This window comes from Roseofilum reptotaenium CS-1145 (genome assembly GCF_028330985.1).
In the GTDB taxonomy this organism is placed as follows: Bacteria; Cyanobacteriota; Cyanobacteriia; order Cyanobacteriales; family Desertifilaceae; genus Roseofilum; species Roseofilum reptotaenium.
In genome coordinates, this window is record NZ_JAQMUE010000063.1 from 1 (window position 1) to 16507 (window position 16507).

At 46.1% G+C, this 16507-nt stretch carries 13 protein-coding genes; 9 read left to right on the forward strand and 4 right to left on the reverse strand.

From position 1 onward, the window contains the following. A partial coding sequence (locus PN466_RS09980; RefSeq protein ID WP_271939244.1) for a CHAT domain-containing protein occupies window positions 1-1507 on the forward strand: 1507 nt, incomplete at its 5' end. Between the two features lie 92 nt (window positions 1508-1599). Here the strand turns inward: PN466_RS09980 and PN466_RS09985 are convergent. Both PN466_RS09985 and PN466_RS09990 read right to left on the reverse strand, forming a co-directional pair. Beyond that, the gene (locus PN466_RS09985; RefSeq protein ID WP_271939246.1) at window positions 1600-2529 is read right to left on the reverse strand and encodes a glycerophosphodiester phosphodiesterase family protein; all 930 of its coding nucleotides are present in this window, start codon (window positions 2527-2529) and stop codon (window positions 1600-1602) included. A gap of 12 nt (window positions 2530-2541) precedes the next feature. Continuing rightward, window positions 2542-3450 (reverse strand): alpha/beta fold hydrolase, encoded by a 909-nt coding sequence (locus PN466_RS09990; RefSeq protein ID WP_271939250.1) that lies wholly within the window; start codon window positions 3448-3450, stop codon window positions 2542-2544. A gap of 184 nt (window positions 3451-3634) precedes the next feature. Here PN466_RS09990 and rarD point away from each other — a divergent pair, with 184 nt between their 5' ends. The 5 genes from rarD (at window position 3635) to PN466_RS10015 (ending at window position 11814) form a co-directional block, all read left to right on the forward strand. Further along, window positions 3635-4594, forward strand: a complete 960-nt coding sequence (rarD, locus tag PN466_RS09995; protein ID WP_271939253.1) for an EamA family transporter RarD — start codon at window positions 3635-3637, stop codon at window positions 4592-4594. 67 nt (window positions 4595-4661) lie between these two features. Further along, complete coding sequence (locus tag PN466_RS10000; RefSeq protein WP_271939255.1) at window positions 4662-4895, forward strand: hypothetical protein; 234 nt, start codon at window positions 4662-4664, stop codon at window positions 4893-4895. Further along, on the forward strand, window positions 4882-5223 hold the full coding sequence (locus PN466_RS10005; protein ID WP_271939257.1) for a type II toxin-antitoxin system PemK/MazF family toxin: 342 nt from the start codon (window positions 4882-4884) through the stop codon (window positions 5221-5223). Before PN466_RS10000 ends, PN466_RS10005 begins: the two co-directional genes overlap by 14 nt. 15 nt (window positions 5224-5238) lie before the next feature. After that, a complete protein-coding gene (locus tag PN466_RS10010; protein ID WP_271939260.1) occupies window positions 5239-5751 on the forward strand; it encodes a pyroglutamyl-peptidase I family protein in 513 nt (170 codons plus the stop codon). A 159-nt stretch (window positions 5752-5910) separates the two neighbouring features. After that, complete coding sequence (locus PN466_RS10015; RefSeq protein WP_271939262.1) at window positions 5911-11814, forward strand: alpha-2-macroglobulin family protein; 5904 nt, start codon at window positions 5911-5913, stop codon at window positions 11812-11814. A gap of 61 nt (window positions 11815-11875) precedes the next feature. On the opposite strand, the gene PN466_RS10020 is transcribed toward PN466_RS10015, so the two are convergent. Next, a complete protein-coding gene (locus PN466_RS10020; RefSeq protein ID WP_271939264.1) occupies window positions 11876-12187 on the reverse strand; it encodes a hypothetical protein in 312 nt (103 codons plus the stop codon). A gap of 26 nt (window positions 12188-12213) precedes the next feature. On the opposite strand from PN466_RS10020, the gene PN466_RS10025 reads away from it, so the two are divergent. After that, the gene (locus PN466_RS10025) at window positions 12214-12993 is read left to right on the forward strand and encodes a hypothetical protein (protein ID WP_271939266.1); all 780 of its coding nucleotides are present in this window, start codon (window positions 12214-12216) and stop codon (window positions 12991-12993) included. A gap of 54 nt (window positions 12994-13047) precedes the next feature. On the opposite strand, the gene gyrB is transcribed toward PN466_RS10025, so the two are convergent. Continuing rightward, window positions 13048-14970: a DNA topoisomerase (ATP-hydrolyzing) subunit B gene (gyrB, locus tag PN466_RS10030; RefSeq protein ID WP_271939267.1), complete on the reverse strand. Its 1923-nt coding sequence runs from the start codon at window positions 14968-14970 to the stop codon at window positions 13048-13050. A 131-nt stretch (window positions 14971-15101) separates the two neighbouring features. Between gyrB and miaA the strand changes: the two genes are divergently transcribed. Both miaA and PN466_RS10040 read left to right on the forward strand, forming a co-directional pair. Further along, window positions 15102-16010, forward strand: a complete 909-nt coding sequence (miaA, locus tag PN466_RS10035) for a tRNA (adenosine(37)-N6)-dimethylallyltransferase MiaA (RefSeq protein WP_271939271.1) — start codon at window positions 15102-15104, stop codon at window positions 16008-16010. Window positions 16011-16051: 41 nt separating this feature from the next. Beyond that, window positions 16052-16462, forward strand: a complete 411-nt coding sequence (locus PN466_RS10040; protein ID WP_271939273.1) for a hypothetical protein — start codon at window positions 16052-16054, stop codon at window positions 16460-16462. Window positions 16463-16507: the final 45 nt, after the last annotated feature.

Sequence of the window (16507 nt, forward strand, 5' to 3'; positions counted from 1 at the left end):
CCCAGCACCAACTCCTGCACCAACCCCAGCACCAACTCCTGCACCAACCCCAGCACCAACTCCTGCACCAACCCCAAACTCAGCATCAGGGGGTAGGGTAACAGTCAATGGTGGTAATCGTGAGATTGCTATTCTCCAGAACCATAGTGATACGATTAATGGGATTAATCGAGCGATCTCCTCTACACCCCGTGAATCCTCTGATAATGTATCCACTTCTTCAGTAACTATGAATTCTCAAGCCACGGCCACTGCTCTCGTCAGCCGGGTCAGTTTCCGGCGATTACTTGGTGAAGGACAATTACAGCAAGCGGTAGAAGTGGGAGATCGCCTCTTAAGCCAAGAATTTGCTGATTATCTCAATAAACCCTTACCTCAACAGCAGTCCTCCTTTCCCCAGATTCAGAAGCAACTGGAAACCCTAAGTGAGCAAACCGGTAAACCTTCTGCCTTACTCTACATGATTTCAAGTGCAGAGCAACTAGATTTACTCTTAGTTCCACCCACTGGAAAAACCATTTATCACTCTATTCCTGAAGCCTCAAGTGCCACATTAATCGCAAAAATAGAAGCATTTCAAGCCGAAATTGCCGATCCTATTCGCCGTCGTACAACCAGTTATTTAGATGCTTCTCAACAGCTTTATCAATGGTTAATTGCACCACTCGAAGCTGAATTAGAAGCTCAGGGAATTAGCTCTTTATTATTAAGTTTAGATAGGGGCTTACGCAGCCTACCGATCGCCGCCTTGCATGATGGCGAACAATTTTTAGTAGAAAAATACCAATTTAGCTTAGTTCCCAGCTTGGGCTTAACCGATACCCGCTATCAAAATCTGCAAAATACGCCTGTCCTAGCCATGGGAGCCTCTGAATTTAGCGATCAACCGCCCTTACCTGCTGTTCCTGTTGAACTGAGTACTATCTCTGAAAAACTGTGGCAAGGAGAAGCCTTTCTCAATCAAGAGTTAACGGTTGAAAACTTTAATCAACAACGAACACAATCTGACTATGGTATGATTCATTTAGCCACCCATGGTCAATTCAGATCCGGTAAAATTGAGGAGTCTTATATTCAATTTTGGGATCGTAAACTTAGACTCGATCAAATCACAGATTTAAATTTAACCGATCCTGCTGTGCAATTGCTGGTATTGAGTGCCTGTCGTACTGCATTAGGCGATCGCCAAGCAGAATTTGGTTTTGCCGGTTTAGCCGTTCAATCTGGGGTCAAATCAGCCTTAGCCAGTTTATGGTATGTCAGCGATCTAGGTGCATTAGCCTTAATGGCCGAATTTTACCATCACTTACAAACAGAGCAAACAAAAGCTGGTGCTTTGCGTAGAGCGCAGAGTGCCCTATTGCGTAAAGAAGTACAGATTAGAGATGGCAAACTAATCGGCAATTTTGGTGAAATTGACCTACCTCCTGAACTCAATACTGGCATTCAACCGAATCTGATTCATCCCTATTATTGGTCAGGGTTTACCTTAATTGGTAATCCTTAATAGACATCTCCTAGCCCCGCTTTAGTAAAAGTCCACCTTTCTAAGGGATATCTGTCTTACTATATCTCATTTTTGGATTGGTCATTGGTCAGTTATAAAACTATATCTGGAAAATCGGTAAATAAACCATCAATATTAAAACTCATAAACCCTTTGAGTTCTTGTTGCCAATCTCCAGAAAAAACAGGTAAAACAAACTGACTTTCGTGGCGAAAAGTCCAGATATGGACGGTTAGATTGAGCTTGTGGCATTGATCGACTAAAGCTTGTCTACCGTTTGACCACAACAGTTGTTTCTGTAATCCTAGACCATTGGCGTATTGGGCGATTTGGGTCAATTGGGGTAAACTTAGTAACTCCTGATAGGTGACTGGATCGCCTTGCATCATACGATCGTAGGGTTGATCCTCAGCTTGTGCCATCAGTTGAATCAGGCGCAAGTTGGTTAAAGAGCGTAAATATTGCAAGTTTTCAATTTCAAAAGACAGAATTAAAATGGGGTCAGTCGAAAGGTGATAACCTTGTGCTTGAAGCAATTCGATTAATGGCTCTTCAATGGGTAAGCCTAGGCTGCGAAAATAATGGGAATGCTTGATTTCTATATAGAGATCGATCGGGCGTTGTACTTTCTGTTGGGTGACTTGATGCCAATTCAAAACTTCAGATAGGGTTAAAATTTTAAACTGGAAATCATAATCAGAGGAGCGAAAACTGAAGGGTTCTTTTGCTTGTAAGGTCTTGATTTCTGCCAGGGTTAAATCTTCGGTAAACCAGCCCTCTAGGGTTTGTCCATAGAGGGTTTTAGTCGTTCGATAATGGGATAATTCTGGATGAGTCATGATATCGGTGGTTTGGCTTAACTCCGAATCATGGCGCACTACTAACTCACCGTCTTGAGTGGGGACAATATCTAATTCTATAGCCTCTGCGCCTTGGGCGATCGCCAACGCATAAGCTGCTAGTGTATGCTCTGGGCGATATCCGCTCGCTCCCCGATGGGCAATAATCACCGGTTTTGACATGCCAAAAATTCCCTACCCTGTAATGTCCTCAATCCACTTTAACAAGGCTTGATTCACCTGTTGCGGTTGTTCATCATAAACACAATGCCCCGCTTGTTCAATCTCTACTAACTGAGCCTGAGAATTTTGCACGACCAGCTCGCGAGCTTGGCGAATCGAAAAAATGGGGTCTTGCTTCCCCCAAACGAGCAAAACCGGCATTTTAAGCTGGGGAAACACTTGCCCCACATGGGGGGTATACTCCTGATTATTTTTGGACAAGAATAAGCGAGAGAGAACATCCACCGCTCCGAGATCTTGGGGCGGTGTCGTAAAACTTTCCACGAGCTGCTCATCCACCAGATCCTTATTCACATAAACCGATCGCAACCCTTGACGCACAAAGGGGACTAATAACGGGGGGTAAAACAGAAGACGAAACAGAGGAGTTAACAGAAACTGGGGCGTTAGGATGCCTTCTAGGGAAGCCAGGCTTGCTTGTACTTTGGATTGATATAACTCTTCGCGGGAAGAGGGAACGGTAAACAACACTAACCCTTGTACCATTTCTGGATAAGTATCGGCGATCGCCAGTGCCACCGAACCCCCCAAAGAATGCCCCGCTAAAATTACCGGGCGCTTAATCCACTTGCGCCAAAATTCATACACTTGAGCCATCCATAACGGCGATCCATAGCGCTCTGGAGCCTTTTGAGACGCACCAAACCCCAATAAATCCAAAGCATAAACCGAATGCGACTCACTCAGGGGCTTGAGATTATAGCGCCATTGGGCAAAACTAGAACCAAACCCATGTAACAACACAAGGGGAATTGCCTCTAAACGCGATAAACTGCGAATATAAGTGTAGCGAATACGCCATCCTCGCCATACCCAAGTGCGTTGTGCCCCAATGGATTGATTAACAGATTTCAGATTCATGGTCTGGATCGTCCTCCATAGAAAGAGATGGGGGAGAGGGGGAGGATGGGGAAGAATAAACCCATACCTTCATGTATCGATCATGCACTATGTAAGATCGGCAGGAGAATAGGTTATTAATTCAACGATTAGTTGATTGATCTCTAGCCTTAACATCGTAGCGCGTCTAGAATATTCTGGTTAGGTGACTTGGGTCAGCATTGCTATACCCATTATCCATTACCCATTTACCCATTACCTCCTGGGCATGTCAATCAAGTTTAATCTCGGAATTCTCTATGCCGTTTTGGCCTATGGAGCATGGGGTTTGTTTCCCCTATACTGGAAATTATTTGGATCTGTACCTGCGGTTGAAATCCTCTGTCATCGGATGATTTGGTCAGCACTCCTACTATTGGGAGTGTTGACGATACAGAAGCGACTGATCGAAGTGAAGCGCTTATGGCAATCGCCGAAAACTTTGGCCATCTTAGTCGGTACGGCTGCCTTAATCTCGCTCAATTGGGGTATTTTTATCTATGGGGTGAATACCGATCGCGTTTTGGAAGCGAGTTTAGGGTATTTTATTAATCCCCTGTTTAGTATTTTTCTCGGCTGTGTATTTCTGGGAGAGCGGCTCAGTATTTGGAAACTGATTGCCGTCATCCTTGCTATTGTAGGAGTCGGGAATCTGATCTGGGAACTGGGACAAGTGCCCTTGATTGCGATCGGGTTAACCATCACGTTCGGATTATACGGTCTTATCCGTAAAGTTGCTGCCCTCAAAGCCATACCCGGATTAACCATTGAAACCCTACTGATGACCCCTATTGCCCTTGCTCTAGTCCTGCATTGGGGAAAAATTGGCTCCGGTAACTTTGGTCTTTCCTTACCGGTTACTCTCCTATTTATGGGTTGTGGAATAGTTACCTCCTTACCCTTAATTTGGTTTAATTTAGCTGCCCAAAAATTGCATCTCTCAACCCTAGGATTTCTGCAATATATCGGCCCAACCTTTCAACTAATTTTAGCGGTCTTTGTCTACCATGAACCCTTCACGCGCACCCATCTCATTTCCTTTGGGTTCATTTGGACAGCCCTAGTTATTTATTCCATTAGTTCCCTCTTTCAGGTCATGGGAGCATCAAAAACTCGTGAATCATGAATCATTGATTTTGAACCTGGTTCCTGATAAGCTAGGGAGACGACAGATGTTTATAATAGGTGGCATTATGAATGTTGTTTCCTTATCAGCGCATTTTGATGGGAAATCAATTCAACTCGATCAACCCTATAAACTCGAACCCAATACTAAACTGATTATCACGGTTATTCCAGAACAATCAGAAGAGCAAAAATCTTGGTTGAATCTCTCAAGTAATCACTTAAACTCTGCCTACAGTAGCGATGATGATTATCCCCTTGATGCCATAAAAGTCCCGAATCCTGATTATGCAGGAAGCTGATGTTGTTCTCACACCCATTCCTCAAGCAGACGGAAAAATTAAGAATCGTCCAGTTATTCTTTTACGGGAACTGCCACCTTATAAAGATTTCTTAGTTTGTGGAGTGAGTCCCCAACTTAATCAGCACGTAACAGGTTTCGATAATATCATCACCTCTAACGATCCTGATTTTGTCACCAGTGGCTTACGAAGTTATTCTTTAATTCGTTTGGGCTTTTTGGCAGTCATCCCTCGTCAACAAATTATCGGTTCTATTGGCAAAATATCGCCGGAAAGACACCAAAAGTTATTGAAAACTTTAAGCGATTATCTGGTCAATTCCCTGTAGTGAATAGTCGATTCGATGACTATACCCTTTCTGTTAACCTCATTTACAACCTGGAAACCTCACCAGAACAGTAATTCCTCGGACGATCTCCTGGAGCGGATGGGTCAATATTATCCCCATCCAGAACGGTTATCGTTACTGAGAAAGTTGCCTGTGGACTCCCAACAAGCGATCGCCCAAACCCTATTTAATTTGCACAGCACTCAACCGGCTTGGGTGCTGTGTTGTGGAATGGCCGAAAACCGCGATCGCCTCAGTATTGAATCGAATGCAACACAAAAGGATAAAATTTTACGACCAGCGATCGACCTAAAACTGCTGATCGGGGGGCTGGATAGGGTTTACATTAGCGATTATGCGGGGCGATTTGTCTGTGAAGATCTATACTATGGAGTCTTACAGGAGATTAACACTCTTAATCTCCCCACTCGCGCTCTCTTTATCCATGTTCCGATCCTCCGTCCAGACAATGAAAAGGCAATCATCAACTCTTTTATCGAGATTCTGCATCGCTTGGAATGCCAATAAAATCCTCCTACAGCATTTTTGGAGGGTTTATAAAGTGGGTTTTTCGTATTGCCTCCTCCCCTAACATTAAATGACAGATTGTAAAGTATATCTACAAGCTCTTCCCAAACTCTACCCTCATCAGGTAAGACAAGATTAGATTCAGTGAAGGAAGAGAAAATGCCCCGTCGTCGCTCCATACTCGGAATGAGACACCTGCGCCAATTGCATCGTGCCGTTGGCCAGTATTACCGTAAACATAGGGTGTTAGTGTTTATCTTGCTCTTTATGCTGACACTAACGGGATGTAGACTGGCTGGAGTGCGATCGGGAAATCAACCTCTTCCAAGCGTTTCTCCCCTTCCCTTAGCGACTCCCCCAGCTTGGATCGAGAGCATCAACCCCACCGAAGAAGCTAAACCCCTGAATCAAATTAATGTTATTTTCACCGATCCCCTCATTCCCCTCGAAAGTCTCGACTCTCCCCAACAACGAAACCTGCTAAATAAATTTGAAATTACGCCGAGAATACCGGGAACGTTTCGCTTTTTAACCCCTCGAATGGTTGGGTTTCAAGCCGATCGCGCTCTTCCCTTAGCCACGCGGGTGCAAGTTACCCTCAAACAAGGCTTAAAAGACCTCAATAACCATGAATTAGACCGAGATTTTGCCTGGACATTTAACACGCCTTCCATTCAGCTCTCCAACCTCCCCGGAACAACGATGGAGCGCAATGGAGAACCTGAACCGGTGGATATTCAGCCCCAACTGAAATTCACCTCTAATGTAGCTTTAGACCTGAATTCCTTAGCTGAACATACCCGGTTAGTGTCTGCGGGGAGCGATCGCGACATTCCCCTAAAAATTGCCCTGGATGAAAATAGCATAGGTAGCGATCCGCAAACTGCCTTCGATCCCTCCCAACAACAGTATGACTATACCATTACGCCCGACAAACCACTGGAAAAAAACACCCCCTACAGCCTAGAAATTTCCGCTGGACTGCAACCTGAAAACGGTAATTTAGCCAGTGAAATCCCTTTTTCCAGTCAATTTAAAACCTATAACACCCTCAACTTCGACGAACTCCAAGCAACCGGTAAACCGGGGCCCGGTGGAACCTATGGGCGCTTTGTTAAAGGGAGTCCCCAACTGAGATTTAATAATCCCTTAGTCGCCGAATCTGCTGTTAATAACATTAGCATTAATCCTCCTCCTCCTCCGAACGCACCAGCTTTGGTTCAACTCACCTATGAACCCAATTTGATCCAGCTTAATCCTTGGGCTTTAGAACCCGATACGAATTATACGATTACGATTGGCGCGGACTTAGAGGATCAATTTGGACAGAAGCTTGAAAATCCAGTAACCTTGCAATATGAGACCGGCAATTTAGCCGCAGATCTCTGGGTACAAACCGGATTAAATATTTTACTCAACACTCAAAATCTACAACTGGATATTTCCACCGTTAACCTTCCCGATGGGGAATATCAAGCCGCATTTCGTCGCCTGGAACCGACAGATTTAGTCTATGTGGATTCCGCCTATCCCCAGGGAAATGGCAATGATATTTTACCTCCAGATCGTCAATGGAAATCCTATAAAGTTTCGGGAAAACAAAATCAAACCATTATTAATTCAGTCAACTTAAAATCCGAATTAGGCGGTGAATCGGGACTCTTAGCCTATGGCGTGAAAGCGAGAACCAATCCCTATGAAGATAATGGGGAGCGGCGATGGAAGATGCCCAAATATTACGGCTTAGTTGAACTAACAAACTTGGGTGTATTTGCCCAATGGTTTCCAGAGTCGGGTTTGGTGCGCGTGAATCACCTGGATAATGGGCAAGCTGTTCCCGGCGCTACGGTGGAGATTTATCCATCGAAATTAGGAGCAAAATCGAGACCAACACCCCAAGCTTGCGCCAGGGGAAAAACGGACGATTTAGGATTACTACAATTAACCGCCCAAGACTTGCGAACTTGTATGGGGGGCAGTCGTTTTTCAGAAGCACCAGAATTGCTCGTAATTGCCAAAGAAGGTGAAGATTGGGCATTTACGCGCACTGAATCCTATAGTGGGGCTTATGGATATGGGATTTATGCTGATTGGGAAGACCCAAAACCGGTTTCTAGAGGGACAATTTTTTCCGATCGCCAGCTCTATCAACCGGGAGAAAAAGCCGCGTTTACTGGAGTAGCCTACTATCTGGAAAAAGGAGACCTAAAAACAGACGCGCGAGCCAATTATCGGGTAGAACTTCAAGACCCCAAAGGCAATGAAATAGACTTGGGAACCTATCAAACCAATCAATTTGGGACGTTTTCGGTTGAGTTTCCCTTAGAAGCCACTCAGGAAGTCGGCGAATATGTGATTCGCGCTCAAGGTTCTGGCATAACCTTAACCGGTAGCTTTCAGGTTGCCGAATTTAAGCCACCGAACTTTAAGGTCGAAGTTGGCTTAAATCAAGAAGTAGCGCAACCGGGTGATTCTATCTCGGCTACAACGAGCAGTACTTATTTATTTGGCGCTCCCGTTATTGGGGGCAATGCCGAATATTATGTCACTCGTCGGCAAACCCAGTTTACGCCCCAGCAGTGGGAAGGGTATCGTTTTGGCCCCCAGTGGTTTTGGCCGGAAGAAGCGCCAGTCGTAGAAACAGAAGTGTTGCAAACGCGGAAAACCCTAGATGATGCGGGCGCAGGCATACAGCGGTTTACCCTAGATCGGGATTTGCCTTATCCGATGACCTATCAAGTGGATGTATCGGTCTCTGATGTGTCCAACTTGTCCGTAAGTGATTCGCAAACCCTGACGGTATTACCCAGTGCTAATGTAATCGGCTTAAAGAGTAACTTTGTAGCGGATGCAGGGCAAGCGTTTCCTGTGGAAGTGGTAGTTACGGATGCTCAAGGCAATGCCAAAGCAGGAGAGCGGGTGAGATTAGAGTTACAGAAAATGACCTATTCTAGCGTAACTCGTGTGGTGGAAGGGGGACGGAGCGATCGCACCCAAGTCGAGTATGAAACCGTTGGCGAAACCACCATCAGATCGGGTCAAACTCCCACCACGGCTGAACTCATACCCCCGGACTCCGGTTCCTATCGCATCCGCGCCAACTTTGCGGGAAGTCAAAAGAGTGCCACTGCCACAGACCTGCAAATTTGGGCGACGGGAGGCCGTGGCGTGCGTTGGGGTCGAGCGGATGAAGATAAACTAGAAATTAAACTGGACAAAGAGACCTACAAACCGGGAGATACCGCAACTGCACTCATTCAATCTCCCTATGAACAAGGGCAACTCTACTTTGCCATTATCCGCGATAAACCCCTATTCCAAGCCTTGCAACCGGTTCAAGGTGGGGCCCCTCAAGTGCAGTTTGAAGTCACGCCAGAGATGCTGCCAAATGCTGCATTCGAGGCTGTTTTAGTGCGTCAAGGACGTTCCCTGAGCGAAGTCGAAGGGAGCGGACTAGAAGAGAATCTAGATAACTTGGTCAAAATTGGGTTTGCGCCCTTTAAGATTGATTTGAGCGATCGCCTCTTATCCGTTGACGTTAGCCCCTCCAATGCCCAACTGCAACCGGGACAATCCCAAACTCTGCAATTGCAACTCAGGGATAATACGGATTCACCGGTAGCGGGAGAACTCACCGTCATGGTTGTCAACGAAGCCATCTTACAACTGAGTGGCTATCGCGCCCCCAACCTCCTCGACATCGTATACGCCGAGCAACCCATTTCTACCCGGTTTAGCGATAACCGTCCCGATGTCGTCTTACAACCCCAAGCCTCTCCCTTAGCTAAAGGTTGGGGGTATGGCGGTGGATTTTCTGCCGGAGGAGCCGACACCCGTACCCGTCGCGACTTCCAACCCCTAGCCTATTACAACGGTTCTGTCCTCACCAATAACCAGGGACAAGCCAGTGTTACGTTTACCTTACCTGATGACCTGACCACCTGGCGGGTGATGGTGGTTGCCAAAGATGGTAATCTGCGCTTCGGCAATGGAGAAACCACCTTTATCAGCAGTCAACCCATCTTGACGAATCCCATTTTGCCCCAATTTGTCCGACCTGGCGATCGGATCAATGCCGGTCTTTCTATCACCAATACCATGGAAACGACGGGTAAAATAGACATCACTGGAGCTATAACGGGAGGGTTAACGTTTGAGTCTACCAACAACAGTATGGACTCCCGCCAAGTGAGAGTGAATGAGGGAACCCTCGGCGAACGGTTCCCCCTAGCGGTCAAGGAAGCGGGGACAGCGACAGTTACCTTTGCGACCAATTTTAACGGTCAGCCTGTAGATGCCTTTGAAGTCCCCTTAGAGGTTAAACCCTTACAAATCACTGAGCGAGTGGTTGAGTCGGGAACCAGCACGAATACGGTTACGCTACCGGTGAATGTGGCCCCCGATACGGCAATCGATACAGGAGGATTAGACATTAACCTCGCCAGTACCTTAATGCCCCAAATTCTCGCCCCGGCTCAACAGGTGTTTGCCGACAACCCCCTCCCGTTTGCTGAACCTATGGCGAGTCAATTGCTTATTGCAGCGAGTTTACAACGCTTAAGCCGTCAATATGGTTCCCTTCGACTCCGCTCAGGGAACGGAGCGGTTACCGAGGAAGGGAATAGAGCGGTCACCGAGGGAGGGAATAGAGCGGTCACTGAGCGGAGTCGAGGTGTGGAAGGGAACCCTGTGAACGCCTTTAATCTCCCCCAAAAAACCAGTGAAGCTCTCAATCAACTTGCTAGTCTGCAACGAGAAGATGGCGGATTTAGTAGCTATCCAGGGGTTCGCCAGTCTAACCCTTATCTTACGCCCTACGTGGCAGAGGCGATCGCGGCAGCATCCAACGCAGGATTTTCCCCAGATAGTATCCAAGTTGACCCACTCAAGTCCTATCTGCGAGACCTGTTAGCCGACCCCGAAAATGAGGATTTCTGTACCTCTGCCCTCTGTAAGAGTACCCTACGCCTAGAAACCCTAATCGCCTTAGCTGCGTGGGGTGATGTGCGAAATGAGTTCCTCTCGGACATCTACAGCGTCCGGAGTGAATTTGATCCGGTGACTCAGATTAAATTAGCTCGCTATTTGTCCAATTTCCCTGGATGGAGGACAGAAAGCCAAAGCCTGTTTAATGAAATTCGCGAGTCCATCTATCAGACGGGACGCAGTGCAACGGTGAATTTACCGGAACGCTATCAATGGTTATCTTCTGCCACGGCAGCTCAAGCGGAAGCCTTGCGTTTATTCATTGCTCAAGATACTTCCCCCGCAGAAACGGGACGCTTGTTGACCAGTTTGCTCTCTTTGCGTCGTAATGGCACTTGGGGCAGTACCTATAATAATGCCCAGGCCCTTGATGCTTTAGTTGCTTACGCGCAAACCGAAAGCACACCCCCCAATTTTGGTGTCGGAGTCACCTTCGCTGGTGAAAATTTGGGCCAGACTCAGTTTCAAGGCTATCAGAATTCCACCTGGAATTTGAGTGTCCCCATGGCTCAGTTGCCCAAGGGAAATAGCAATCTGGTTTTAGAAAAATCTGGCGATGGAAACCTGCATTACTTAGTGTCCTATGGCTATCGCTTAACCGGCGAGCAACCCGGACGCTTAAATGGTCTGCGAGTGGTGCGTCAAGTGCGCCGAGCAAATGAGGATGAGGTGTTGCGAACGACGGGACTGTACGATTTAGAGCGACCCTTTGAGGTGAACGCTGGTCAAGTGTTTGACGTGGGTTTAGAAATTATTACGGATCGCCCCGTGGATCATGTGGTGATTACCGATCCTCTCCCAGCCGGCTTTGAGGCGGTGAATACAGAGTTTCAGACGGCCAACCGAGCTATTCAAGCGGATAGAGATAGCTGGGAAATTGATTACCAACAGGTGTATAAAGACCGAGTGGTGGCTTACGGCGATCGCCTCACCCCTGGGATCTATGAGGTTCATTATTTAGTGCGATCGGTTACTCCCGGTTCCTATCTCTGGCCAGGAGCTGAAGCTCATTTACAATATGCTCCAGAGGAGTTTGGCCGCAATGCATCGTCTACCTTGCTCATCAGTAGTAATTAACCTGAGTTTTGGATAAGCTAAAATCCTTATTCTATTGTTGTCTGTAATTCCCATTCCTTGGTCAAAGAAGCGATCGCTTAACATACATTTTTTGTATTATCTCATCGTCACTCTCACCGGAGGGAATTTGAATTGAGGATAGGGGGATTCCTAATTCTTCCTCATCCTCTTCATCAAGAGAATGGAAAGGTAGATAATCATCTTGGAATAATTCTGAGTTTGCTTCCTCTTCACTTTTATACTTGTATCTATATCCTGTTGCGGATAACATTTCAGCCGTTCCATCTTTATATACTTGGATACGTGCCCAAAGTAAATCTGGAAATTCTGTATCGGCAAGCCACCAAGTTTCTTTAAGAACATTTGAATTCATTTCTCCTCCATATTTCTAATCAGAAAATGCCACAAACCGATCCCTACCCATCAGACCTTGATGATTGCTTGACCCAATGGTTTAAGATCGATCGCCTAATCTCAGAAATGTTCTGCCTTGATTTCCAACGCGATCGAGTGGATGAAACCATTAAAAAGATTGAGAGCGAACTTCAGAGAAAAGTACCGATCGCTTTGCAAAATTGGCTAGGATTTGCCCAAACTTCCTGGCAACTTGAACCGAAAGGGTTCACATTCCGGGACTCTCTTGAAGTTAAAAGGATGAGAGATTGTGAATCTTATCAAATTCTGTGTCAAGCTGAACAAGATATGAGCTGGGCAGTTAAGTATTCCGATTTTGACCTTGAAGATCCTCCAGTTTATCTCTATTATCTTGATTATGAATCACCCAATCCTTGTTGTTTTGAAGCAGGTCAGTGGTCACCCACTATAGCCAGCTTTATGCTGGACTACCTTTTTACCTACACCACTTCTTGTCATGGTGGTTTCTCCATTGATTTGGAGAAAATAGATCTTTCAGTCATTGAACAGGAAACGGGAGCGCTTCGCTCATTCGGTCATCTGAAGTGGAATTTTTGGAAAGGTATCTTACTCCATATATCTCAACCCTATATATTTGAGGAAGAAGAAAATTGGGAGTGCGAAACTCTTCATATCGAGTTACTACAGCCTCAGAGCTTTAACGCTCTACCTGCCTCGATCCGACAGGCATTTTTTCAGGCAGGTTGTGTCTCCAATAACTTGATTGAATTGATTGATGTCCCCGACAAAATTCTAAGGAATTGATATTACCCACCCGTGCCCTTCGACTCCGCTCAGGGCACGGAGGAAGACCGAGGTTTAAATATCCAAATCAGCCAGATTTAATTTGGGCCCGTAGGTTTCGATAAACTCTCGACGGGGAGCCACCCGATCGCCCATTAATACGGTAAAAATACGGTCTGCCTCGGCTGCATCCTCAATTTCTACCCGTTTCATCATCCGGGTTTCCGGGTTCATCGTCGTATCCCACAACTGCTGAGGCATCATTTCACCCAACCCTTTAAACCGTTGGATATTGTAATTGGCGTTGTCAGGGAATTGGCGAATCTGCTCTTGCAATTCGCGATCGCTATAACAATAGTAATGTCGCTTTCCGCGCTCCAACTTATACAACGGCGGACAGGCAATATAGATATAGCCTTGATCGACCAAATCCCGTTGATAGCGATAGAAAAAGGTTAACAGCAGGGTACGAATATGGGCCCCGTCCACATCCGCATCGGTCATAATCACGACTCGATGGTAGCGCAACTGTTCGGAATTAAACTCTTCTCCTTTAATGCCTAAACCCAGTGCGGTAATCAAGGATTGGATTTCATTATTCTTGTAAATTTTGGCATCGTCGGTTTTCTCGATATTCAAGATTTTACCGCGCAAGGGCAAAATCGCTTGAAAACGGCGATCGCGTCCTTGTTTTGCCGAACCGCCCGCACTATCTCCTTCAACCAAGAAAATTTCCGATTCTGCCGGATCTCTGGTACTACAATCTGCCAATTTACCCGGCAATGTCGAACTTTCCAAGACCGACTTCCGGCGTACCAACTCCCTGGCTCGACGTGCTGCTTCTGCCGCATTAAATGCCTGAATCGCCTTTTCTAGAATCGCATCCCCTACGGCTGGGCGAAATTCCAGAAACTCATTCAAATATTCACCCACCAAGGAATCCACAATTCCCCGTACTTCCGTGTTTCCCAGCTTGGTTTTCGTCTGTCCTTCAAATTCTGGGTCAGGAACCTTCACCGAAATCACTCCGGTTAAGCCTTCGCGGATATTTTCACCGGCTAGATTGGCATTATTTTCCTTAAGTTTATTCCGTTTACGGGCGATCGCATTCATCGTCCGCGTCAGCACCGTCTTCAACCCTTCCAAATGGGTTCCCCCATCAATGGTGCGAATATTATTGGCAAATCCCAACAAATTATCTGAATACGCATCCGTACACCATTGAAGCGCCACCTCCACCTGTACGTCATTCTTCTCGGCATTCATATAAATGATTTCTTCATGCAGAGGGTTTTTTTCCCGATTAATATACGCCACATATTCTTGAATACCGCCATCGTACTTGTAGCTCTCCACCTTTGGCTCGTCCAAGCGATGGTCAGAAAACGTGATCTTCACCCCCGCATTCAGATAGGCTAACTCTCGCAACCGACGGGAGACGGTATCGTATTCAAACTCAATCCCCGTGGTAAAAATCTGCTCATCTGGGCGGAACTGAACCGACGTGCCGCTACGCGCTTCCTTCTGTTTAGTCGGCACTAACTCCGTTACCGGAACCCCCCGTTCGTAGCGTTGGGTATGACGGACTTTTTCCCGATAAACGGTCACTTCTACCCATTCGGAAAGGGCATTGACAACGGAAACCCCAACCCCATGTAACCCTCCAGACACCTTATATCCGCCACCGCCAAACTTACCACCTGCGTGCAATACCGTCATTACGGTTTCCAAAGCGGACTTCCCTGTGCGAGGATGGATATCGGTGGGAATTCCTCGCCCATCATCAGCGACCGATACGGAACCATCGGCATTGAGGTCAACTTCGATATGGGTGCAATACCCGGCTAGAGCCTCATCGATAGAGTTGTCCACAACCTCGTACACTAGATGATGGAGTCCTCTAGGGCCGGTTGAACCGATATACATTCCGGGTCGTTTCCGAACGGGTTCCAATCCTTCAAGAACTTGAATCTGTTCGGCGCTATAACTACTGGTCATGTGAAGTTATCTCCTGGTGTACGGGCTATCAACGACCCGATAAGCTAGTAAACGACAAAATACTCCAAAATTTTAGCACAAAAGGGTTATAGACTGCACTAAGGCAGTTTAATAAGAACTTTATGAGGGGGATGCACCCAGTGAAACCAGGACTGATTGTGATTTGCGGGCCGACGGCTACGGGAAAATCGAAATTGGCGATCGCCTTAGCGAAGCACTTACAGACGGTCATTCTGGGGGCTGACTCGCGCCAAATTTACAGCGAGTTCGATATTGGTACAGCCAAACCGTCTGCTGGCGAACTCGAGCAGGTTCCCCATTATCTAATTAATATCTGTAATCCACAAGAGGTGTTTACGGTTGCCGAGTATCAAGAGCAAGCACAAAGCCTCATTGAGCAGTTTCAGCAGCAAGGTAAAATTCCCCTATTAGTTGGTGGAACAGGCTTATATATTCGCTCCATTATCGCTGGAATGAAGATTCCGAGGGTTGCACCTCAGCCAGAATTGCGATCGCAACTTCAAGCACTTTCCCAACCCCAATGTTACGCCATGCTGCAACAAGTCGATCCCCAAGCCACCCAAAAAATCCATCCCAACGATGAGGTGCGTACCCTGCGCGCCCTAGAAGTTTTTTATGTCACCGGCATTCCCATTTCCGCGCAGCAAGGAGAAAACCCACCCAGCTATCCCATCGTGCAAATTGGTTTAGACTGTTTTGAAGGAGAACAGTTGCAAGACAGAATTGCCCAACGCACCGCTAAAATGATCGAGCATGGCTTAGTCGAAGAAGTCAAAACCCTCTGTGAGAAGTATGGCTCAGACTTACCTTTACTCGACACATTAGGCTATCGAGAAATCAAGCAATATTTAGCCGGAGAAATTGACTTAGAAACTGCTCAGGAATTAACCATTCTCCATACCCGCCAATTCGCCAAACGCCAGCGTACTTGGTTTCGATCCAATCCTCAGATCCAATGGTTCGATTCTGAAGATCCAGATTTAGTTGAAAAAGCGATAGAATGGATTGGAAACAAATAGATTTCTCTAGAAGTAAATTGATTAGATAAAGTTAGTATTTTATGCCAAGAATATTTAGAGATTTACAAAATCATGAAGAAATCAGAGATCGTCTACGAAAGTCACAAATTCTTGATATTTCATTAAAGAGCGAAGGAACGATTTCAGAGCTTGAATTCACACATGATGCATCTCAAGAGATCTTATTACGATGCTTAAACGTGATTCATATCGTATTTTCCAGACAACTAGATGATAATGATGGCTGCTATTACGTTTGCGATATTTATGTTAACAAGCTTACAGATGGTGGTCAAAATCAATTAGATAAATTAAACTACGGATTCAGAGAATCTCTCGATCCAACAGAGGTAGCTTACTATCCGGATCGTGAGTTGCTTCACCTTTACATTGAAGGTGGTGTTGGTATAGAAGTTATATGTGAGAGTATTCAAATTTCTGAATATATATAGCGTTTTTCTCTTCTATGAGGTACAGCTTGAAGCCTTAGAACCTAA